The sequence below is a fragment of the Natronoflexus pectinivorans genome (genome assembly GCF_004345615.1).
Taxonomy (GTDB): domain Bacteria; phylum Bacteroidota; class Bacteroidia; order Bacteroidales; family Marinilabiliaceae; genus Natronoflexus; species Natronoflexus pectinivorans.
In genome coordinates, this window is record NZ_SLWK01000005.1 from 84,182 (window position 1) to 99,438 (window position 15,257).

Consider the following 15,257-nt stretch of genomic DNA (forward strand, 5'->3'; position numbering starts at 1 on the left):
TTATTGTTTCCAAAACATATAAAATTCCGTCATACGGAATTATCAGGCATTACTTTGACAAATAAAGCACAAAAATAACTCAAAATTTGAGTTTTACAGCATTTTAGGGAGAATTAACTCATAACAGATTGCTGGTATTGATTATTAAGATGCAAATTGTCTCCAGCCATTGTTAACTAAAACTAAATGGGTTAATAGTGCCTCAAAAACCAGTAACTTTGCAGAATGATGAAAAAAAGCAGATTTGAGATCATAAATCCTTCTCGTTTTCCATTCTTTTATGGCTATGTGGTAATGGTGGTGGGTACACTGGGAGTTTGGGCCAGTTTGCCGGGGCAAACTGTGGGGGTTTCAATTTTCACAGATCCGGTTAAAGATGCTGTAGGCTTAAGCCGCGACCAGTTCAGCACAGCCTATATGATTGGAACGCTGATGAGTTCGTTCTTCATTAGTGCAGCGGGTAGGTGGTTTGACAGATACGGAGCAAGAATTGTGGCTGCGGCATCGGCTTTGGTTCTTGCTTTTTCCCTCTTTCTGGCATCCATAGCGCATAAACTGACTGCGGGCGTGGTCTCCTTGGTTACTTTTGACCATTGGGTTATCCCATTTACTGTAATGGTTTTGCTCTTTTTTATGTTTCGATTCTCGGGGCAAGGTGTCCTGACCATGTCTTCCAGAAACATGGTAATGAAGTGGTTTGAACGATTTAGAGGAAGGGTTAATGCATTTAGTGCATTAAGTATTTCTCTGGGCTTTTCGGTGGCACCAGTAATTGTGGACAAGCTGATTACATCTTACCAATGGGATGGAGCCTGGCGTATAATGGGGGTTTTCTTGCTGCTGATGACCCTCCTCATTATTCTTACTTTTCGGGATAATCCCGAAAAATACGGACTCATTCCCGATGGAAAGAAATGCAAGGAAGGCAGTAAAGCCATAGAAAGCAAACCATTGAGAAGTTTTGAGCCATCAGAGGCGTTTCGCACACGGGCATTCTGGATGTACGCCCTGATGTTATCCTTCAACTCTTTCTTTATTACCGGTTTTACATTCCACGTCATTTCAATTTTTGAAACTTCGGGCTATGCTCGAAGTGAAGCAGTTGCCATATTTATTCCCATCGCGGTGGTGTCTGTTGCAACATCGCTCATATTTAATTTCATTTCTGACTGGATTAGGTTAAAAGTGTTACTCTACATAATGATCGCCGGAGGATTGCTGGCCTCGTTTGGCATGGGATTAATCTCCTCTACTAATGGCGTATATATGGTCATTGCCGGACAAGGTATTATGGGAGGCATGTTTTCAGTGCTGAACGCAGTTACCTGGCCTCGTCTGTTTGGTCGAAAATATATTGGCACCATTTCGGGAAAGGCCATGTCAATGATTGTGTTGGCCAGCGCACTTGCACCGGTACTATTCAGCCTCTCGCATACTCGGCTCGGAAATTACGAGTATATTGCCATTCCATCGGTTCTGTTCGTTATTTTTGTCGGTTTGGCATCAATAAAAGCCAACAATCCAAGATTACCCGCCTGAAACTTTGGCACTGAAATTGAATTAGAAAAAATATGATAAAATCAATTTTGATAATGGTACTACTGATAATGGGATTATCAGTGACCGCGCAGGGACGGATGGATAGTGATGAAATGTTGCGACACGTAAATGAGGCACGAGCCAATGACTGCTTGTGTGGCGATGAGGAGATGGCAGCTGTTGAACCACTCCAGTGGGATGATAAACTGGCAAGAGCGGCACAAAGACATGCAAACGATATGTCGCGCCGCAACTTTTTTAGTCACACCGGCTCCGACAGGTCATCGGTAAGCGATCGGGTAGATAGGCAACGATTCGATTGGCAAAGGGTTGGAGAAAATTTGGCGATGGGATTTCATGATGAAAAGACGGTTGTAGAGGGGTGGATGAATAGTCCCGGGCACTGTAAAAATATTATGAACGGGGATTTTACCCATATAGGAGTGGCTGTTAGTCGCGATGGAAAATACTGGGTTCAGGTATTTGCTACACCAATGCCGGGGAAGGAATAAATGTGCTTATTCTGCTCGCTCAGAGACATTTCTCGTGGGTTTAATTATTCATTTTAAAATATAAGGAGTCATAAACCTAGGGCTTGTTGACTCCTTTTTTCATGAATGTGATTTTCATTAATGGAATAAAAACATCAATCCGTCAAGTATTATATCCTGGACTGATCGTTTTTACTATTTTCAGATTCGAAAATAATGCACTATAAAAGGATGTTTGGAGACCAGAAACCAAATTAAAAACGGGGCGAAGACCGAAAAGCCAGAAGAGTAGGTAAACTTAAACTCAGGATTATGAAAGGTTATCTTATTTTATTGATTACATCACTGTTCATTCTGTCTAGTTGTGGAATCCATCAAGGTTTAACTACCAATGCAAATCTTAATTCAACCGAGGTTGTATTGGCAAAAAACAATTACAAAGTAATATCTAGCGTTGAAGGTCAATCTGAAGCCATGTTCATCTTTGGAATAGGTGGTTTGTCAAAAAATGCAATGATTGCAGAAGCCAGAAATCAAATGCTTTCCAGAGCTGAATTGGTGGGTAATTCAAGAGCAGTAATAAACGAAACAGTTGAGATAAAACACTCCATTTTTCCGATCATAAGGATGTATAAAGTTATGGTATCCGGGTACGTGGTTGAGTTTATTGATTAATACAATCTAATGGTGCATTATAAACAGGCCTCAATAAAAAACTTTTTAGTTTTTTATTGAGGCCTGTTTCAGATTCTAATTTCTCACGGCAAAATAACACCGTCAATCACATGAATAACTCCATTGGAAGTTTGAACATCCGCCAAAACTACGTTGATATCTCCATCAATTGTAACCCCTCCATTTACAGCAATGTCGAGAGATTTTTCATCATTTAATGTTGATACACTTCCACTTGACAGGTCACCGGAAAGCACATTTCCTCCTACCACGTGAGCCAAAAGAACAGACGTAAGTAACTCAACATCTATATCGTCAATTCCATCAACCTCAAGAGCTGCAAAAAGAGCTTCAAAAGCTGCATTGGTGGGAGCAAAAACGGTAAGAGGCCCTTCGCCGGATAATGCTTCTACAAGTTCGGCTTTTACGACTGCTTCAACCAAGTATGAGAAGAGTGGATTGCTCAACGCTGCATCAACAATGTTTGGTTGAGTCAGCACCTGGTCAATGGCATGAATGACGCCGTTGGTGGCAACAACATCAACCACCACCACATTTGAGGAACCATTTAACACCACACCGTTGTCAACTGCAATACCAAGTGAAACATTATTGTCAAAAGCGGTTGCCAGAGTTGGGAAATAGCCACTTGTTACTGCACTTGAAGGTACAATTCCGTCTAAAACATGGTAAAGTAGGATTGGCGTTAAATCTTCAGCTGTTAAATCAGCCAGGGTAACTCCTAAATCACTCAACAATTGACTAAAAGCTGCGTTTACAGGTGCAAAAACAGTGAGCGATACCTCATCAGAGTCCAATGTTCCGGCCAGTTCTGCCTTTTCAACGGCAGCAACCAGTGAACTAAATGCATCATTTGCAACAGCATGTCCTGTAATCGATAGAGGTAGAATTACCTTATCAATTACATGAATTACTCCGTTATCGGCCATAATATTTGTAGCAGTGATGTTTGCGCGATTATTTAATTTTGTTCCACTCTTATACAGAGAAAGATTCAGATTCTCAGCCGGGCCGGCAGAAAGAGTACTATAATAGCCATCGTTTAGTTGAGCAGCTGTTTTTTGCTCTCCCAATACATGGTAAAGCAGAACCGATGTCAGCAAATCATTCGGAATATCATCGAGAGAAGAAGCGCCAAGCTCCTCTAAAAGAGACGCAAAAGCTGCATTTGTGGGGGCAAACACCGTTAGTGAAGCATTTCTGTCTGCTAATGCATTAGCCAATCCCGCTTTTGTAACAGCTTCCACTAAGATGGAAAAATCTTCATTTTCTACAGCCACATCAACGATGGTTTTTGAAGTAGCCATTTGTTCGTCTTTGTCGTCATCACTACAGGCATAAAATAAAAATCCTGATAACAGAATGGCTAGAACCGGAAATCTCAAATACTTTTTCATAATTGTAAGTTTTAAATAAATTTTTGGTTAATTCTTTTTTAATTTTAGTAATACATTCTTCTTTTTAATTAATTCTTATAAACATATGCTATCTATGCTTTCAATATTTAAAGGTTAAACAGACGATATTTATTTTTGTTTAATCTTTTGCTTTTTTTGTTGCACATTTATTCATTCCTGCTTCGCCATAATTAGTATTTACAACTGTTCTCACAAATAGAAAAAAAGAGATATTTTTAGCGGCTAATCATTTGAGGCGTTTTTCAACTTATTATAAATAGTGACTGCGCGAAAACACCCAGAAACAGCAATCAACCTTCTTCCCCCCTTAATCCCCGTTCGGCTGAGCTCACGTCGAAGCCAAGGGGGAAGCCCCTAACAGAAAATGCGTTAAAACCCTCCCCTTTAGGCTTCGGCGTGAGACTTCGGTATGAGCGTTCGACTGAGCTCACGCCGAAGTCTCAGTCGAACACTCAGTCGAACGGGGAGTTAGAGGGGCGAGCGTGGAATTAGAGGAGTTTTCGCGCAAGCTCTAAATAAGCGAACTTGACCTGCTTGTTTCAACGAATAGAAAAAAAGGATACTGGTCTTCATAATTTTAAAGAGAGCTAATAATGAAAACCAGCACGAAGGAGTATTTTGATAGAGTTTTTAAAAGGAAATGGAGTGATTTGAAAAAAGCCCGGGAGCTATATGCTTCCGGGCTTTTTTCTTTTTATGCCAAAACCACCTTTACAGGGGTTGTATTCTGAATATTGTCACTTACCGGACAACGAGCCTCCACTTCGTGGAGCCATTTTTTAAGAGTATCTTCATCAGCATCGCAATCGGGTTGCATTGAAACCGTAATTTCTTTATATCCGGCACGTTCATCATTGCTCTTTCCAAAAAGCTTATCTGGATTCAGCGTACCTTCAATATCAATTTTGAGCCCTCGCAATTCAAAACCCATCTCGTTTGCAATCAAATGCCCCATTACATTCAGACATCCAGAAAAAGCAGCCAAGACATACTCTACAGGATTTGCTGCCTGATTGGTTCCCCCAAGCTCCTGAGGCTCATCAACAATAATCTCAAAATTTCGGGCCTGAACTTTGGTTCTGGCCGCAGTTTCGCTTTGTGCGCTAATCTTAAATTTTAAGTCTGCCATTTCTATATAATTTTTAAATGTTTAAATCATATAGTAACGCTCAAAAAGCAGGCCACAAAGCGATAACTCGACAATACCAGGAGAAGAGAAACTACGAACAGGGAAAGCTTCCAATCCAAACATCAAATTCATGGATTAAATCGTTATGCTTCTTTTAAAGCCATCATCTTGCTGATATACTTTCCAATAATGTCGAACTCCAAATTGACTATGGTTCCCGGTTTAATCTGGTGAAAATTGGTATATTCGTAGGTATAAGGTATAATGGCCACTGAGAAGCGATCGTCACGGCTATTCACAACTGTCAGACTTACTCCGTTTACGCAAACCGAGCCTTTTTCAACAGTCATATATCCCTGTGCCGCCATTTTTTTGTCAATGTCGTAACGGAATGTGAAGTACCAACTGCCATCTGACTCTTTCACCTCAACGCACTCTGCCGTCTGATCCACATGACCCTGAACAATGTGGCCGTCCAAACGGCCATTCATCAGCATGCTGCGCTCCAGATTGACCTTATCTCCAATCTTTAGCAGACCAAGGTTCGACTTTTCAAGCGTTTCCTGGATGGCAGTAACGGTATAGGTGTCACCATCTTTTTTCACCACAGTAAGACAAACCCCGTTGTGCGAAATGCTTTGGTCAACCTTCAATTCATTGGTGAATGAGCACTTCATGGTGATGTGCACATTGCTTTTTTCCTTTTCAACAGCCACTACAGTGGCGGCTTCTTCTACAATACCTGAAAACATATATTTTATATTAAGGTTATCGGATAATATAATTAATCCTCTCCTACAGTTTTGAGAACTTCTCGTTTTAATTTCTCACTAATCCAAACTTCTTTATCAGTCAATTCGTCTAGCAAAGGTTTCAATTCTTGGATTAGTCCTTTATTTTTTGCCTTTATCAAAACTCCAAGCGTTCCTGTAACCTTTAATTCTGCATGCTTGGCATAATACCTGCCAAGTTTTTCATCGAGAATAATTAAGTCAGACCCTATTTCTGTGGCTAATACGATTGCTTCAGCTTCTCCTGCATCTAAATCAAGAAAATACTTAACAGCCTGTCTATCTGTTATATTTAAAATTTCAATCCAGTCAAATTCAGATAAATCCTTATAATATGGTTTAGCTTTTCCTGCTTCAATTTCTTGGTATACAGCAAAGGGTATATGTATTTGGGAGTAAAGCTTGTGGAGTAAATCAAGACGATTGATTTTCAACAACGATATTATCGGAGTTGTATTTGATACTACTGTTCTAGGCATTTTCAACATCCTCTTTTAAGTCATCAGCATCATATAACCCAAGAACTGACACCTTATACTTCCCAAGTAAATCGTAAAAATCAACTCTTGACAACCCTAAAACTTTTGCCGCAACTCCGGAAGAGATTTTTCCAAGTTCATATAGCTTTACTAACGAACTTGTTTTTATTTCATTTTGAAATTCTTTTTCATTTAGCTTTAATGAATTAGCTAAAAATTCCGGATATTCTATGCTTATCATACCTTTCATACATATTTGCTTTTAAAATTCCCGGCTCTGAAGGATTCGAATAGAACTCATGAAAAACCAGTTAAAAAGTTTGTTTCATATACTCTATAATTTGCTTTTCAGTTGGCACATGGAACTCGTCCCGAAGCCTCGGGACTCGTTTCAGATACTCTACAATTGTTTTTTTAGTTGCACCCAATGCATCTAAAAAATATCGCTTCAAAATCTAAGTCTCTATACAAATATAACTTAAACAACTGACATCTCAATAAGCCATCTATTATAGCCCCAATATTTAAAATATCATAATCAATTCTCCGTTATTTCTATGAATGTGCTAATTTAGTAACATTTTCTATTCAATAAAACCAGATTATGATTTTAGTTACAGGCGGCACGGGGCTGGTCGGTTCACATTTACTATATCACCTTACCAATGAAGGGTTGCAGGTTAAAGCCATTTACCGGAAACAAAGCAATCTTGAGGAGGTAAAACAAATTTTCGCTTACTATAACCAGAACTGGGAACAACTCTTCAATCGTATCCAGTGGGTTGAGGCCGACCTTTCGGATTACTATGCTCTTGAAGACGCACTGCAGGGTGTTAAACAGGTTTATCATGCAGGAGCCAAGGTGTCGTTCAATCCCGGCGAGTCGGATAAAATGCTTAAAACAAACACAGAAGGCACTGCCAATCTGATGAATGCCTGTTTGAAACAAAATGTGGAAAAAGTGTGCTATGTCAGTTCCATATCGTCTCTGGGCAAACAAATAGACGGTGGCCTTATTACCGAAGAAGTTGAGTGGCAGCCGGATGATTACCGTTCGGCCTATTCGTACAGTAAGTTTCGGGCTGAAATGGAAGTGTGGCGCGCATCTAAAGAAGGATTGAACGTGGTCATTGTTAACCCATCTGTCATTATCGGACCGGTTAACTGGTTGCGCAGCAGTGGTCGCCTATTCTATTCGGTAAAAAGAGGTATGCCGTTTTACACATACGGGGCAACTGGATTTGTGGATGTTAGAGATGTTGCCAAAGCCATACATTTGCTCATGAACAGCGATGCGGTGAATGAACGCTTTATTCTGAATGGTGAAAATTTACCTTTTAGCGATTTCTTTAAAATGGTGGCCAAAGAGATGAACAAAAAACCTCCATTTATTAAGGTATCAAAATGCATTACAGAAATCGGTTGGAGAGTAAATCTTATGCTCTGTTTTCTTGTCGGAAAATCACCTGCTATAACCAAGGATTCAGCACGTGCAGCCCAATCGGTTTCCAAATATTCTGCCGACAAATTCTCAAACAGATTTAACTACACCTTCATGCCCATCGAAGAGTCGGTGAAAAATGCTGCTGAATGGTTTAAAATAATTGAAGCAAACGATGGCAAAATCCCAAAAATCTGCTAATAACAATACGTCTAAGCCAACTAACGGGAAAAAGATTTTTCTGTGGGGACTAAGAATTTCCGGCTTCTTTCTGAGTTTTGTCCTGATATTTATCATGCTGATTTATGCCGGACTATTCGGCAGACTTCCATCTAAAACCGACATTGGCAACATTAAAAACCATACCGCATCGGTGGTTTACTCTGCCGATGGGCAAATGATTGGAACATATTTTCTGCAAAACCGCTTAACCATTGACAACGAAAACATATCAGAGCATGTTAAAAATGCCCTGATATCAACCGAAGACAGTCGTTTCTTTGAACATAAAGGACTCGATTTGAAGAGCATGGGACGTGTTTTATTCAAAAACATCATTCTTGGCGACAGGAGTCAGGGAGGAGGGAGTACCATCAGCCAGCAATTGGCTAAAAATCTATATCCACGCTCTTCAAAAGGAATTTTCGGACTCTTCATAGACAAAACCAGGGAGATGATTATTGCTCATCGTCTGGAATCGGTTTTTTCGAAAAATGAAATTCTAAACCTTTACCTCAACACCGTTCCCTTTGGAGAAGAGGTTTTTGGAATTGAAGTGGCTGCGCGTCGTTTCTTTGGAAAATCATCGTCGGCTCTGACTCTGCCTGAATCGGCTACTTTAGTGGGGATGTTGGCGGCTAACACCGCTTTTAATCCTCGTCGTAATCCCGAAAGGTCAATGGCAAGACGAAATATTGTTATTGACAGGATGTGTTCTAATGGATACATTTCTGCCGAAGAGGCAGAAAAACACAAAGCCGTTCCTTTAAGAACATCCTATTCCCGCATTGACTATAACCATGGCCCCGCTCCCTGGTTTATCGAACATGTAAGAACCGAGGCGGCCAACATCCTTAAACAGGAGTACGGTAACGAGTACAATATTTTTACAGATGGGCTGAAAATTCATACCACTCTGGACGCTTCACTACAAATACATGCCGTGGCAGCTGTAAAAAGCCACATGGCTTATCTTCAAAGAACATTCGATAATCATTGGGGGAACCGCGACCCATGGCATCAAAATCCATCAATTTTTGACAATGCACTGACACGCACAGAGCGATACAGAGCTCTGGAGCGAAAAGGGTTGGATAAAGCCGCCATCCTAAAAGAGTTGGAAAAGCCGGTTAACATGACCATTTTTACCCATGAAGGAGAAAAAAATGTCCAAATATCGCCCATCGACTCTGTGAAACACTCGCTTCGGACTTTGCATTCTGGTTTTTTGGCGATGAATCCCACCACAGGGCATGTTTTGGCATGGGTAGGAGGTGTGGATTTTAAATTTTACAGATACGACCATGTGAAAGCACGTCGTCAGGCAGGTTCAACATTCAAACCCTTTGTTTATGCTTCAGCCATTCACAAGGGTTTTAACCCTTGTGAATTCATCTCCAACGAGCAAAAAACCTATGCCCGGCATAACGACTGGACTCCGGCCAACGCCGATGGCAACCACGAAGGATATTACTCCATGAAAGGAGGCCTGATTCACTCCGCAAACACCATTGCGGCTGATGTGATTCACAGAAGTGGCATCAATGAAACCATACAATTGGCCAGAAAACTAGGGATTGAATCTGATATTCCAAATGTGCCATCCATCGCACTGGGAACAGCCGAAATTTCTCTTCTGGAAATGGTTTCGGCATATACCGCCTTCCCAAATTACGGACGTGCCATAAAACCCGTTTCGGTGTTGCGCATTGAAAACAACCGGGGTGAAATATTATATGAAGCTCCTCGTCAATTCATGCTTGATGAAGCATTCAATGAAGAAACTGCCCGAATCATGATTCAGGTGATGAAAGAGGTCATTGAAAAAGGAACCGGACGTGCCCTATATAACCGTTACCAGTTACGAGGGGAGTATGGAGGAAAAACCGGAACGACCCAAAACAATGCCGACGGCTGGTTTATTGGTTTCACCCCTACCATGGTGGCAGGAGCATGGGTTGGAGCCGAAAATCCGGGCATCAGTTTCAGGACTCTCGCTTTGGGACAGGGAGCGCATACGGCGCTTCCCATTTTTGGGCGGTTCATGCAACAGGCAGAGCAGCATTCTGATTATGCTCATGTCCGAACTTCCAGGTTCTACCCGCTTCCCAACGATTTAGTAGCTTATCTCGATTGTGATGATTTCGTAGAGCATTTGCATCAGGACGATGACAGGAATTTTTTCCAGAGACTATTTGGCGGATCATCATCCCGTGAACGGGATGATGAAAAAGAACCGGATGAAGAGGTAAAAGACAAAAATCTGATTAACCGGATGCGGGGCATTTTCAGAAGAGATGATTAATGATGGTCTATCTGACCATCACTTTTCCTGAAACATTAAAAGTGTCACCTATAACATTTACGATATAAAGACCTTTCGAAATATTCTCCGGAAGTTGAATGGTTGTCTCCAGCGCAGAAATCTTCTTTTGAAGAATAATCTGTCCATCTATTCCAACGACAGAAACAACTGCACTATTAAAATCTCTTTCTGCCAGTTGTAATTCAAAAGCTCCATAACGAACAGGGTTTGGTGAGATTAATAATTTTGCAGTATGTAAATCGTTGCTATTAATCATTGAAGCCTCAAGAGGGGTAAGCTTGATCCAATCGAGATAATAACTTCCTGATGCGGAATTAAACCCAAAATAATAGGTTGCCGCATTTAAATCAACCTCACTGCTGATGATGGTCCACCCATCAGCACCGCCAGTATTGGGAACATCAAGTATGTCAAAGAGAATAACTCCAGAGTTGGCTTCCAGTCTGATTTGTCCTCCCTCCTGCTCCGAAGCAACCCGAAGTTCCATAAGATATTTTCCTGCCTGGGTAATGTTGAACGGCGGGTACGCCGCCCAACTTCCACTACCATTAAATCTTATATATTGACCATCAGCTTCCTGAAAATCAAAAACTGAAGTATTGTTTTCGTAGGAGTAATCTTCGGCCTCAATGACAAAAGGGTCCATGGGAACTTCAGGATCTTCCATTTCATCATACCCTGGGATTTGATAAACCCTCACATAATCTACCACCATCCTTGCAGGGAAAGCAGTATCATCAACATCAAATCCAGGCCAATTACCCCCAATTGCCATATTAAGAATGATGAAATGGGGCTTATGAAAAGCATGGGTGTTGTTTATTCCGTTTGTGATGTTAATGGAGTAAAATTCCTGATCGTTTACAAACCATGTGATGGAATTTCTGTCCCACTCAATGGCATAAACATTAAAATCAGTCACATCAACTTCAAAGCCAGTTGAGCTCCCTTGGTAATGATGACCGCTACCTGCATTCCAGTGTAGAGTTCCATGGGTATCCATGTCGGTGTTAACCTGCTCCATAATGTCTATTTCTCCGCACTCCGGCCAACCAACTGATGTGATGTTTTCACCTAGCATCCAAAATGCAGGCCATGATCCTTGAAAAGCCGGAAGTTTTATTCGCGCTTCAACCCGGCCATACCGAAAAAAAGCATTCCCTCTCGTAATCATACGCGCAGATGTATACTCGCGATTGTCGTAATTCTCCTTTTTCGCAGTTATCACCAGCATGCCATCTTCAACTGTGGCATTTTCTCTTTTGTAGGACTGTAGCTCATTGTTACCCCATCCGCATAAGTTTGGACAACCATTTCCTGTCTCAAATATCCAGTCATCACTGATTTCTGTTTCAAACTCATCGGACCAGACCAACTCCCATTCTGGCTCTTCCTGAGAAAAAACACTTATTGAAAACATGATGGCAATGATCAATATAACTATCTTCATTTTATAGCAAATTTAATGAAACCATTTTTTATGTGATACAAAGATAGTTGATAACAAAAGGGAGCAAAATAAAACACCTCACAATTAACTCACTCCATAGAAGGGAGTTAATTGTGAGGTGTTTGCCAGGTATGTGATTTTTTGTCTTTTGGCTTTATTCATTCCACAGATCAGGGATACGCTCGTATCCTCTTGCTCTCTCAACTATTGTATTAAAAGGAGCTTTCTCACCTTTATGAACCTGATATAATCTTTTTGATGTTTCTGAAATGGCATTCACCAGGTGTTGATATGGACGATCAGTTACATCTATAATTCCGCAGTTAAGATTTTCTCCGTCGTACCCACGACCGGTTAAATCCTGATCACCCCATTGAAAATATCCCGTTCCAATAAGTGCAGGATGAGAAAAAGCTTGTTCAGTGTAGTAACGATATGCTATTCCGCGCTCCTCTTGTGTGTCAACCTGCCATAAGGATTGTGACATGCCTCTGTCAACAGTTCCAAAATGATATTCTCCAATCAGCAGAGGCATCCCCGTTCCTTTTACAAGGGAATCCATCATCGCATGCTCTGGTGTTAAGGTATAGGAGTTGAAACTGAACACATCAAAAATCCCTTTACATAAATCCAAAATTTCTGTCCTGAAATTCCCTCCTCCAAACCTGATTCCTAGATTTAAATGGCCAGGGCTATGGCGTTTCAGCGAAGTGTCAACAGTCCTAATGAAGGTTCTGAATGTTTCATGTACAAACTTCACTCTTCGTTCAGGAGAATCATTTTCGGATAAATATTCAACCAACGCCTTTTTAATTGGACGATCGTCCTCCAGTTCAAGAATAATATCCACCACTCTTAATTCCAACCCTTGCCATGAAGGTTCATTTCCGGTAAAGTATCCAATCAGCCAGGGGTTCCCGGCAAAAGGAGCAGTAGAGCGTTTTACCGCTTCATCAATCTTTTGATTGAAGTCCGGATCATAAACATCAACCAATCCCATTAAAGTTCCATCTATGCCTAATCCGCTAAGTTGAGTCATAAATGGGACTCTGTTTTGTAACATCACTTCACGATCAGACCAGTTGGCAATTGTGTTAAGTCCCCACCTGTTCATTCTTTTGAAAATGTTCTCTATGGCGGGCTCCATAAAGTCTTCTCCATATCGCCGAACCAGATTCCAAGTTCCAAATGAGGCAAAATCTGGTTGATCCGAACTAAACCCTTTCCCTTCGGGGGGAAGCTCTTTATATAAATTGGGTCTGTGATTTATTCTGACGGCATTCCCTCCAGCACCTGGGGTTACACAATCCACTCCATGCGAAAGAAATAAATAACCTTCAGGATCTACAAACCACCAACGTCCATCGGTCTCCACAACCCTAAAAAAACCTGTTCCATTGTCATATCGTGCATTTAAATACCCTCCATATTTGGAGTAGTTGTACTCTTCAACATTTGTTGCAAGAAGGTCTTCTGCTTTCCACTCCTCACGAAGCTGTTCCAAAGAGTATATTTTATCATCCCAGTCTCCCATATTCCATTGTCCAAACTCGTCAACAACCGGCGTTTCGCCTAAATAAACATCACCCGGGTCATCAACAGCTAATGAAACCGACCGGATTTTAATTACCGGATCACCAATTGGAACGCGCATTCTGATGCCAATGGAATCTACACCCTGTAACGAACCACGATCACCCTCCCCAAGGTTAATCCATCCTGTATATCTGGGTTGATTATACATCCCGGCTAAATCATGCCAGGCTCCGGGCAGTTCCCTGTAAAATTTTAAAGGGATGGCAAGTCTGTTCCAGCCGTTGGGTGTATAACTCATAACCCGCAATTCGTTATACCCGCTGTTAGTTGTGAACCCCACATTAAATCGTTGCGGTGTGGTAATCATAAATTCCAGAATAACATAATTATACTCATCCCAGTTTTTAGGTAAATTGGGAGAGATGTCCTTTAACGCAAACATCTTTCCGGAAACCTCTTTACTGCTATCGAATCTGATTTCATGATAGCCTTTTTCACAACAGGAAAAAAGGAGGAGTCCGCCTCCGCAAACAGAAAAAAGCAAACTTTTCAATTTCATAGATAGAAATTTTGATAAAAAAAAGGTTGTAATCAAATTTCTACAAAAAAATGATTACAACCTAAATATGTTTTAAAAAGTCTATGTAAAAAAGGGCTTATTTTATCAACCCTGCCTTAATCATATATTCCGCAATTTGAACCGCATTAAGGGCAGCTCCCTTTTTAATCTGGTCAGAAACTGTCCAGAAGGTTAACCCGTTGGGGTTTGATAAGTCCTTACGAATACGTCCAACAAAAACCTCATCTTTGCCGGCTAAAAACATTGGCATGGGATATTCATTGGCCGATGGGTTATCAATCACCTTAACACCTTCAGCTTTGTTAAAGGCATCACGAGCCTGCTCCACACTGATTGGCAATTCTGTTTCAACCCAAATCGATTCTGAGTGGGCTCTCATTACAGGAATGCGCACACATGTAGCACTCACTTGCAAGTCGGTTCCCATAATTTTACGGCTCTCGTTGTACATTTTCATCTCCTCTTTGGTGTAGCCGTTATCGGTAAATACATCCACGTGAGGAATGATGTTCATGGCCAACTGATGCTGAAATTTCTTAACAGTGGGCTTTTCTCCTTTAACCACCTGGTGAACCTGCGCTTCAAGTTCTTCCATTCCACTGGCTCCGGCTCCGCTGGCAGCCTGATAAGTGGACACATGAACACGTTTGATGTGCGATAAATCCTGGATGGGCTTTAACGCCACAACCATCTGGATGGTTGTACAGTTGGGATTGGCAATGATATTCCGCGGCAGATTTTCACACGCTTTGGCATTCACTTCAGGCACCACCAACGGAACGTCGTCGTCCATTCTGAATGCACTGGAATTATCAATCATTACGGCACCATATTTTGTAATGGTTTCGGCATACTCCTTTGATGTGGATGCACCTGCCGATGTAAATGCTATATCTATACCTTTAAAATCGTCGTTGTGTTGAAGTTCCTTAACGGTTAGTTCCTTCCCTTTAAACTGATATTTATTTCCGGCACTTCTGGATGACCCAAAAAGAACCAATTCATCCATCGGGAAATCTCTCTCTTCCAAAATTCGCAGGAACTCCTGGCCAACAGCACCACTGGTTCCAACAATTGCTACTTTCATTTTCCAGTTTTATTAATTCTACATTCCAAAAACAGTGACATCTCTCATATTGCCGAAAACAATTCTCCGGCACTT

13 protein-coding genes are annotated in these 15,257 nt (G+C 41.2%); 5 read left to right on the forward strand and 8 right to left on the reverse strand.

Features of this window, described 5'->3' with window-relative positions; genetic code table 11:
- Positions 1–228 precede the first annotated feature (228 nt).
- The 3 genes from EV194_RS08255 to EV194_RS08265 all read left to right on the forward strand — a co-directional run bounded on the left by EV194_RS08255 (position 229) and on the right by EV194_RS08265 (position 2,705).
- Positions 229–1,539 (forward strand): MFS transporter, encoded by a 1,311-nt coding sequence (locus EV194_RS08255; protein WP_132433570.1) that lies wholly within the window; start codon positions 229–231, stop codon positions 1,537–1,539.
- A gap of 53 nt (positions 1,540–1,592) precedes the next feature.
- Positions 1,593–2,051: a CAP domain-containing protein gene (locus EV194_RS08260; protein ID WP_243699367.1), complete on the forward strand. Its 459-nt coding sequence runs from the start codon at positions 1,593–1,595 to the stop codon at positions 2,049–2,051.
- Between the two features lie 291 nt (positions 2,052–2,342).
- Complete coding sequence (locus EV194_RS08265) at positions 2,343–2,705, forward strand: DUF6567 family protein (protein ID WP_132433572.1); 363 nt, start codon at positions 2,343–2,345, stop codon at positions 2,703–2,705.
- An 83-nt stretch (positions 2,706–2,788) separates the two neighbouring features.
- Here EV194_RS08265 and EV194_RS08270 read toward each other — a convergent pair whose 3' ends face one another.
- The 5 genes from EV194_RS08270 to EV194_RS08290 all read right to left on the reverse strand — a co-directional run bounded on the left by EV194_RS08270 (position 2,789) and on the right by EV194_RS08290 (position 6,793).
- Positions 2,789–4,123: a fasciclin domain-containing protein gene (locus EV194_RS08270; protein WP_132433573.1), complete on the reverse strand. Its 1,335-nt coding sequence runs from the start codon at positions 4,121–4,123 to the stop codon at positions 2,789–2,791.
- A 715-nt stretch (positions 4,124–4,838) separates the two neighbouring features.
- Positions 4,839–5,273 carry an OsmC family protein gene (locus EV194_RS08275; RefSeq protein ID WP_132433574.1) on the reverse strand — a complete coding sequence of 145 codons (435 nt, stop codon included), beginning with the start codon at positions 5,271–5,273 and terminating at the stop codon, positions 4,839–4,841.
- Between the two features lie 143 nt (positions 5,274–5,416).
- A complete protein-coding gene (locus EV194_RS08280; RefSeq protein ID WP_132433575.1) occupies positions 5,417–6,025 on the reverse strand; it encodes a riboflavin synthase in 609 nt (202 codons plus the stop codon).
- Between the two features lie 32 nt (positions 6,026–6,057).
- A complete protein-coding gene (locus tag EV194_RS08285; RefSeq protein WP_165921833.1) occupies positions 6,058–6,543 on the reverse strand; it encodes a DUF3368 domain-containing protein in 486 nt (161 codons plus the stop codon).
- Positions 6,536–6,793, reverse strand: coding sequence for a UPF0175 family protein (locus EV194_RS08290; RefSeq protein WP_132433577.1), 258 nt, complete (start codon positions 6,791–6,793; stop codon positions 6,536–6,538). Before EV194_RS08290 ends, EV194_RS08285 begins: the two co-directional genes overlap by 8 nt.
- Positions 6,794–7,147: 354 nt before the next feature.
- On the opposite strand from EV194_RS08290, the gene EV194_RS08295 reads away from it, so the two are divergent.
- Positions 7,148–8,185, forward strand: coding sequence for an NAD-dependent epimerase/dehydratase family protein (locus EV194_RS08295; protein ID WP_132433578.1), 1,038 nt, complete (start codon positions 7,148–7,150; stop codon positions 8,183–8,185).
- Positions 8,160–10,508 (forward strand): penicillin-binding protein 1A, encoded by a 2,349-nt coding sequence (locus EV194_RS08300; RefSeq protein WP_132433579.1) that lies wholly within the window; start codon positions 8,160–8,162, stop codon positions 10,506–10,508. The genes EV194_RS08295 and EV194_RS08300 overlap by 26 nt, the downstream gene beginning before the upstream one ends.
- Before the next feature lie 7 nt (positions 10,509–10,515).
- Here EV194_RS08300 and EV194_RS08305 read toward each other — a convergent pair whose 3' ends face one another.
- From EV194_RS08305 to EV194_RS08315, 3 genes are all read right to left on the reverse strand, one after another.
- Entirely contained in the window at positions 10,516–11,979 is a 1,464-nt protein-coding gene (locus EV194_RS08305; RefSeq protein ID WP_132433580.1) for a family 16 glycosylhydrolase, read from the reverse strand.
- 154 nt (positions 11,980–12,133) lie between these two features.
- Entirely contained in the window at positions 12,134–14,074 is a 1,941-nt protein-coding gene (locus tag EV194_RS08310; protein ID WP_132433581.1) for a hypothetical protein, read from the reverse strand.
- A 97-nt stretch (positions 14,075–14,171) separates the two neighbouring features.
- Complete coding sequence (locus EV194_RS08315; RefSeq protein WP_132433582.1) at positions 14,172–15,182, reverse strand: aspartate-semialdehyde dehydrogenase; 1,011 nt, start codon at positions 15,180–15,182, stop codon at positions 14,172–14,174.
- Positions 15,183–15,257 lie beyond the last annotated feature (75 nt).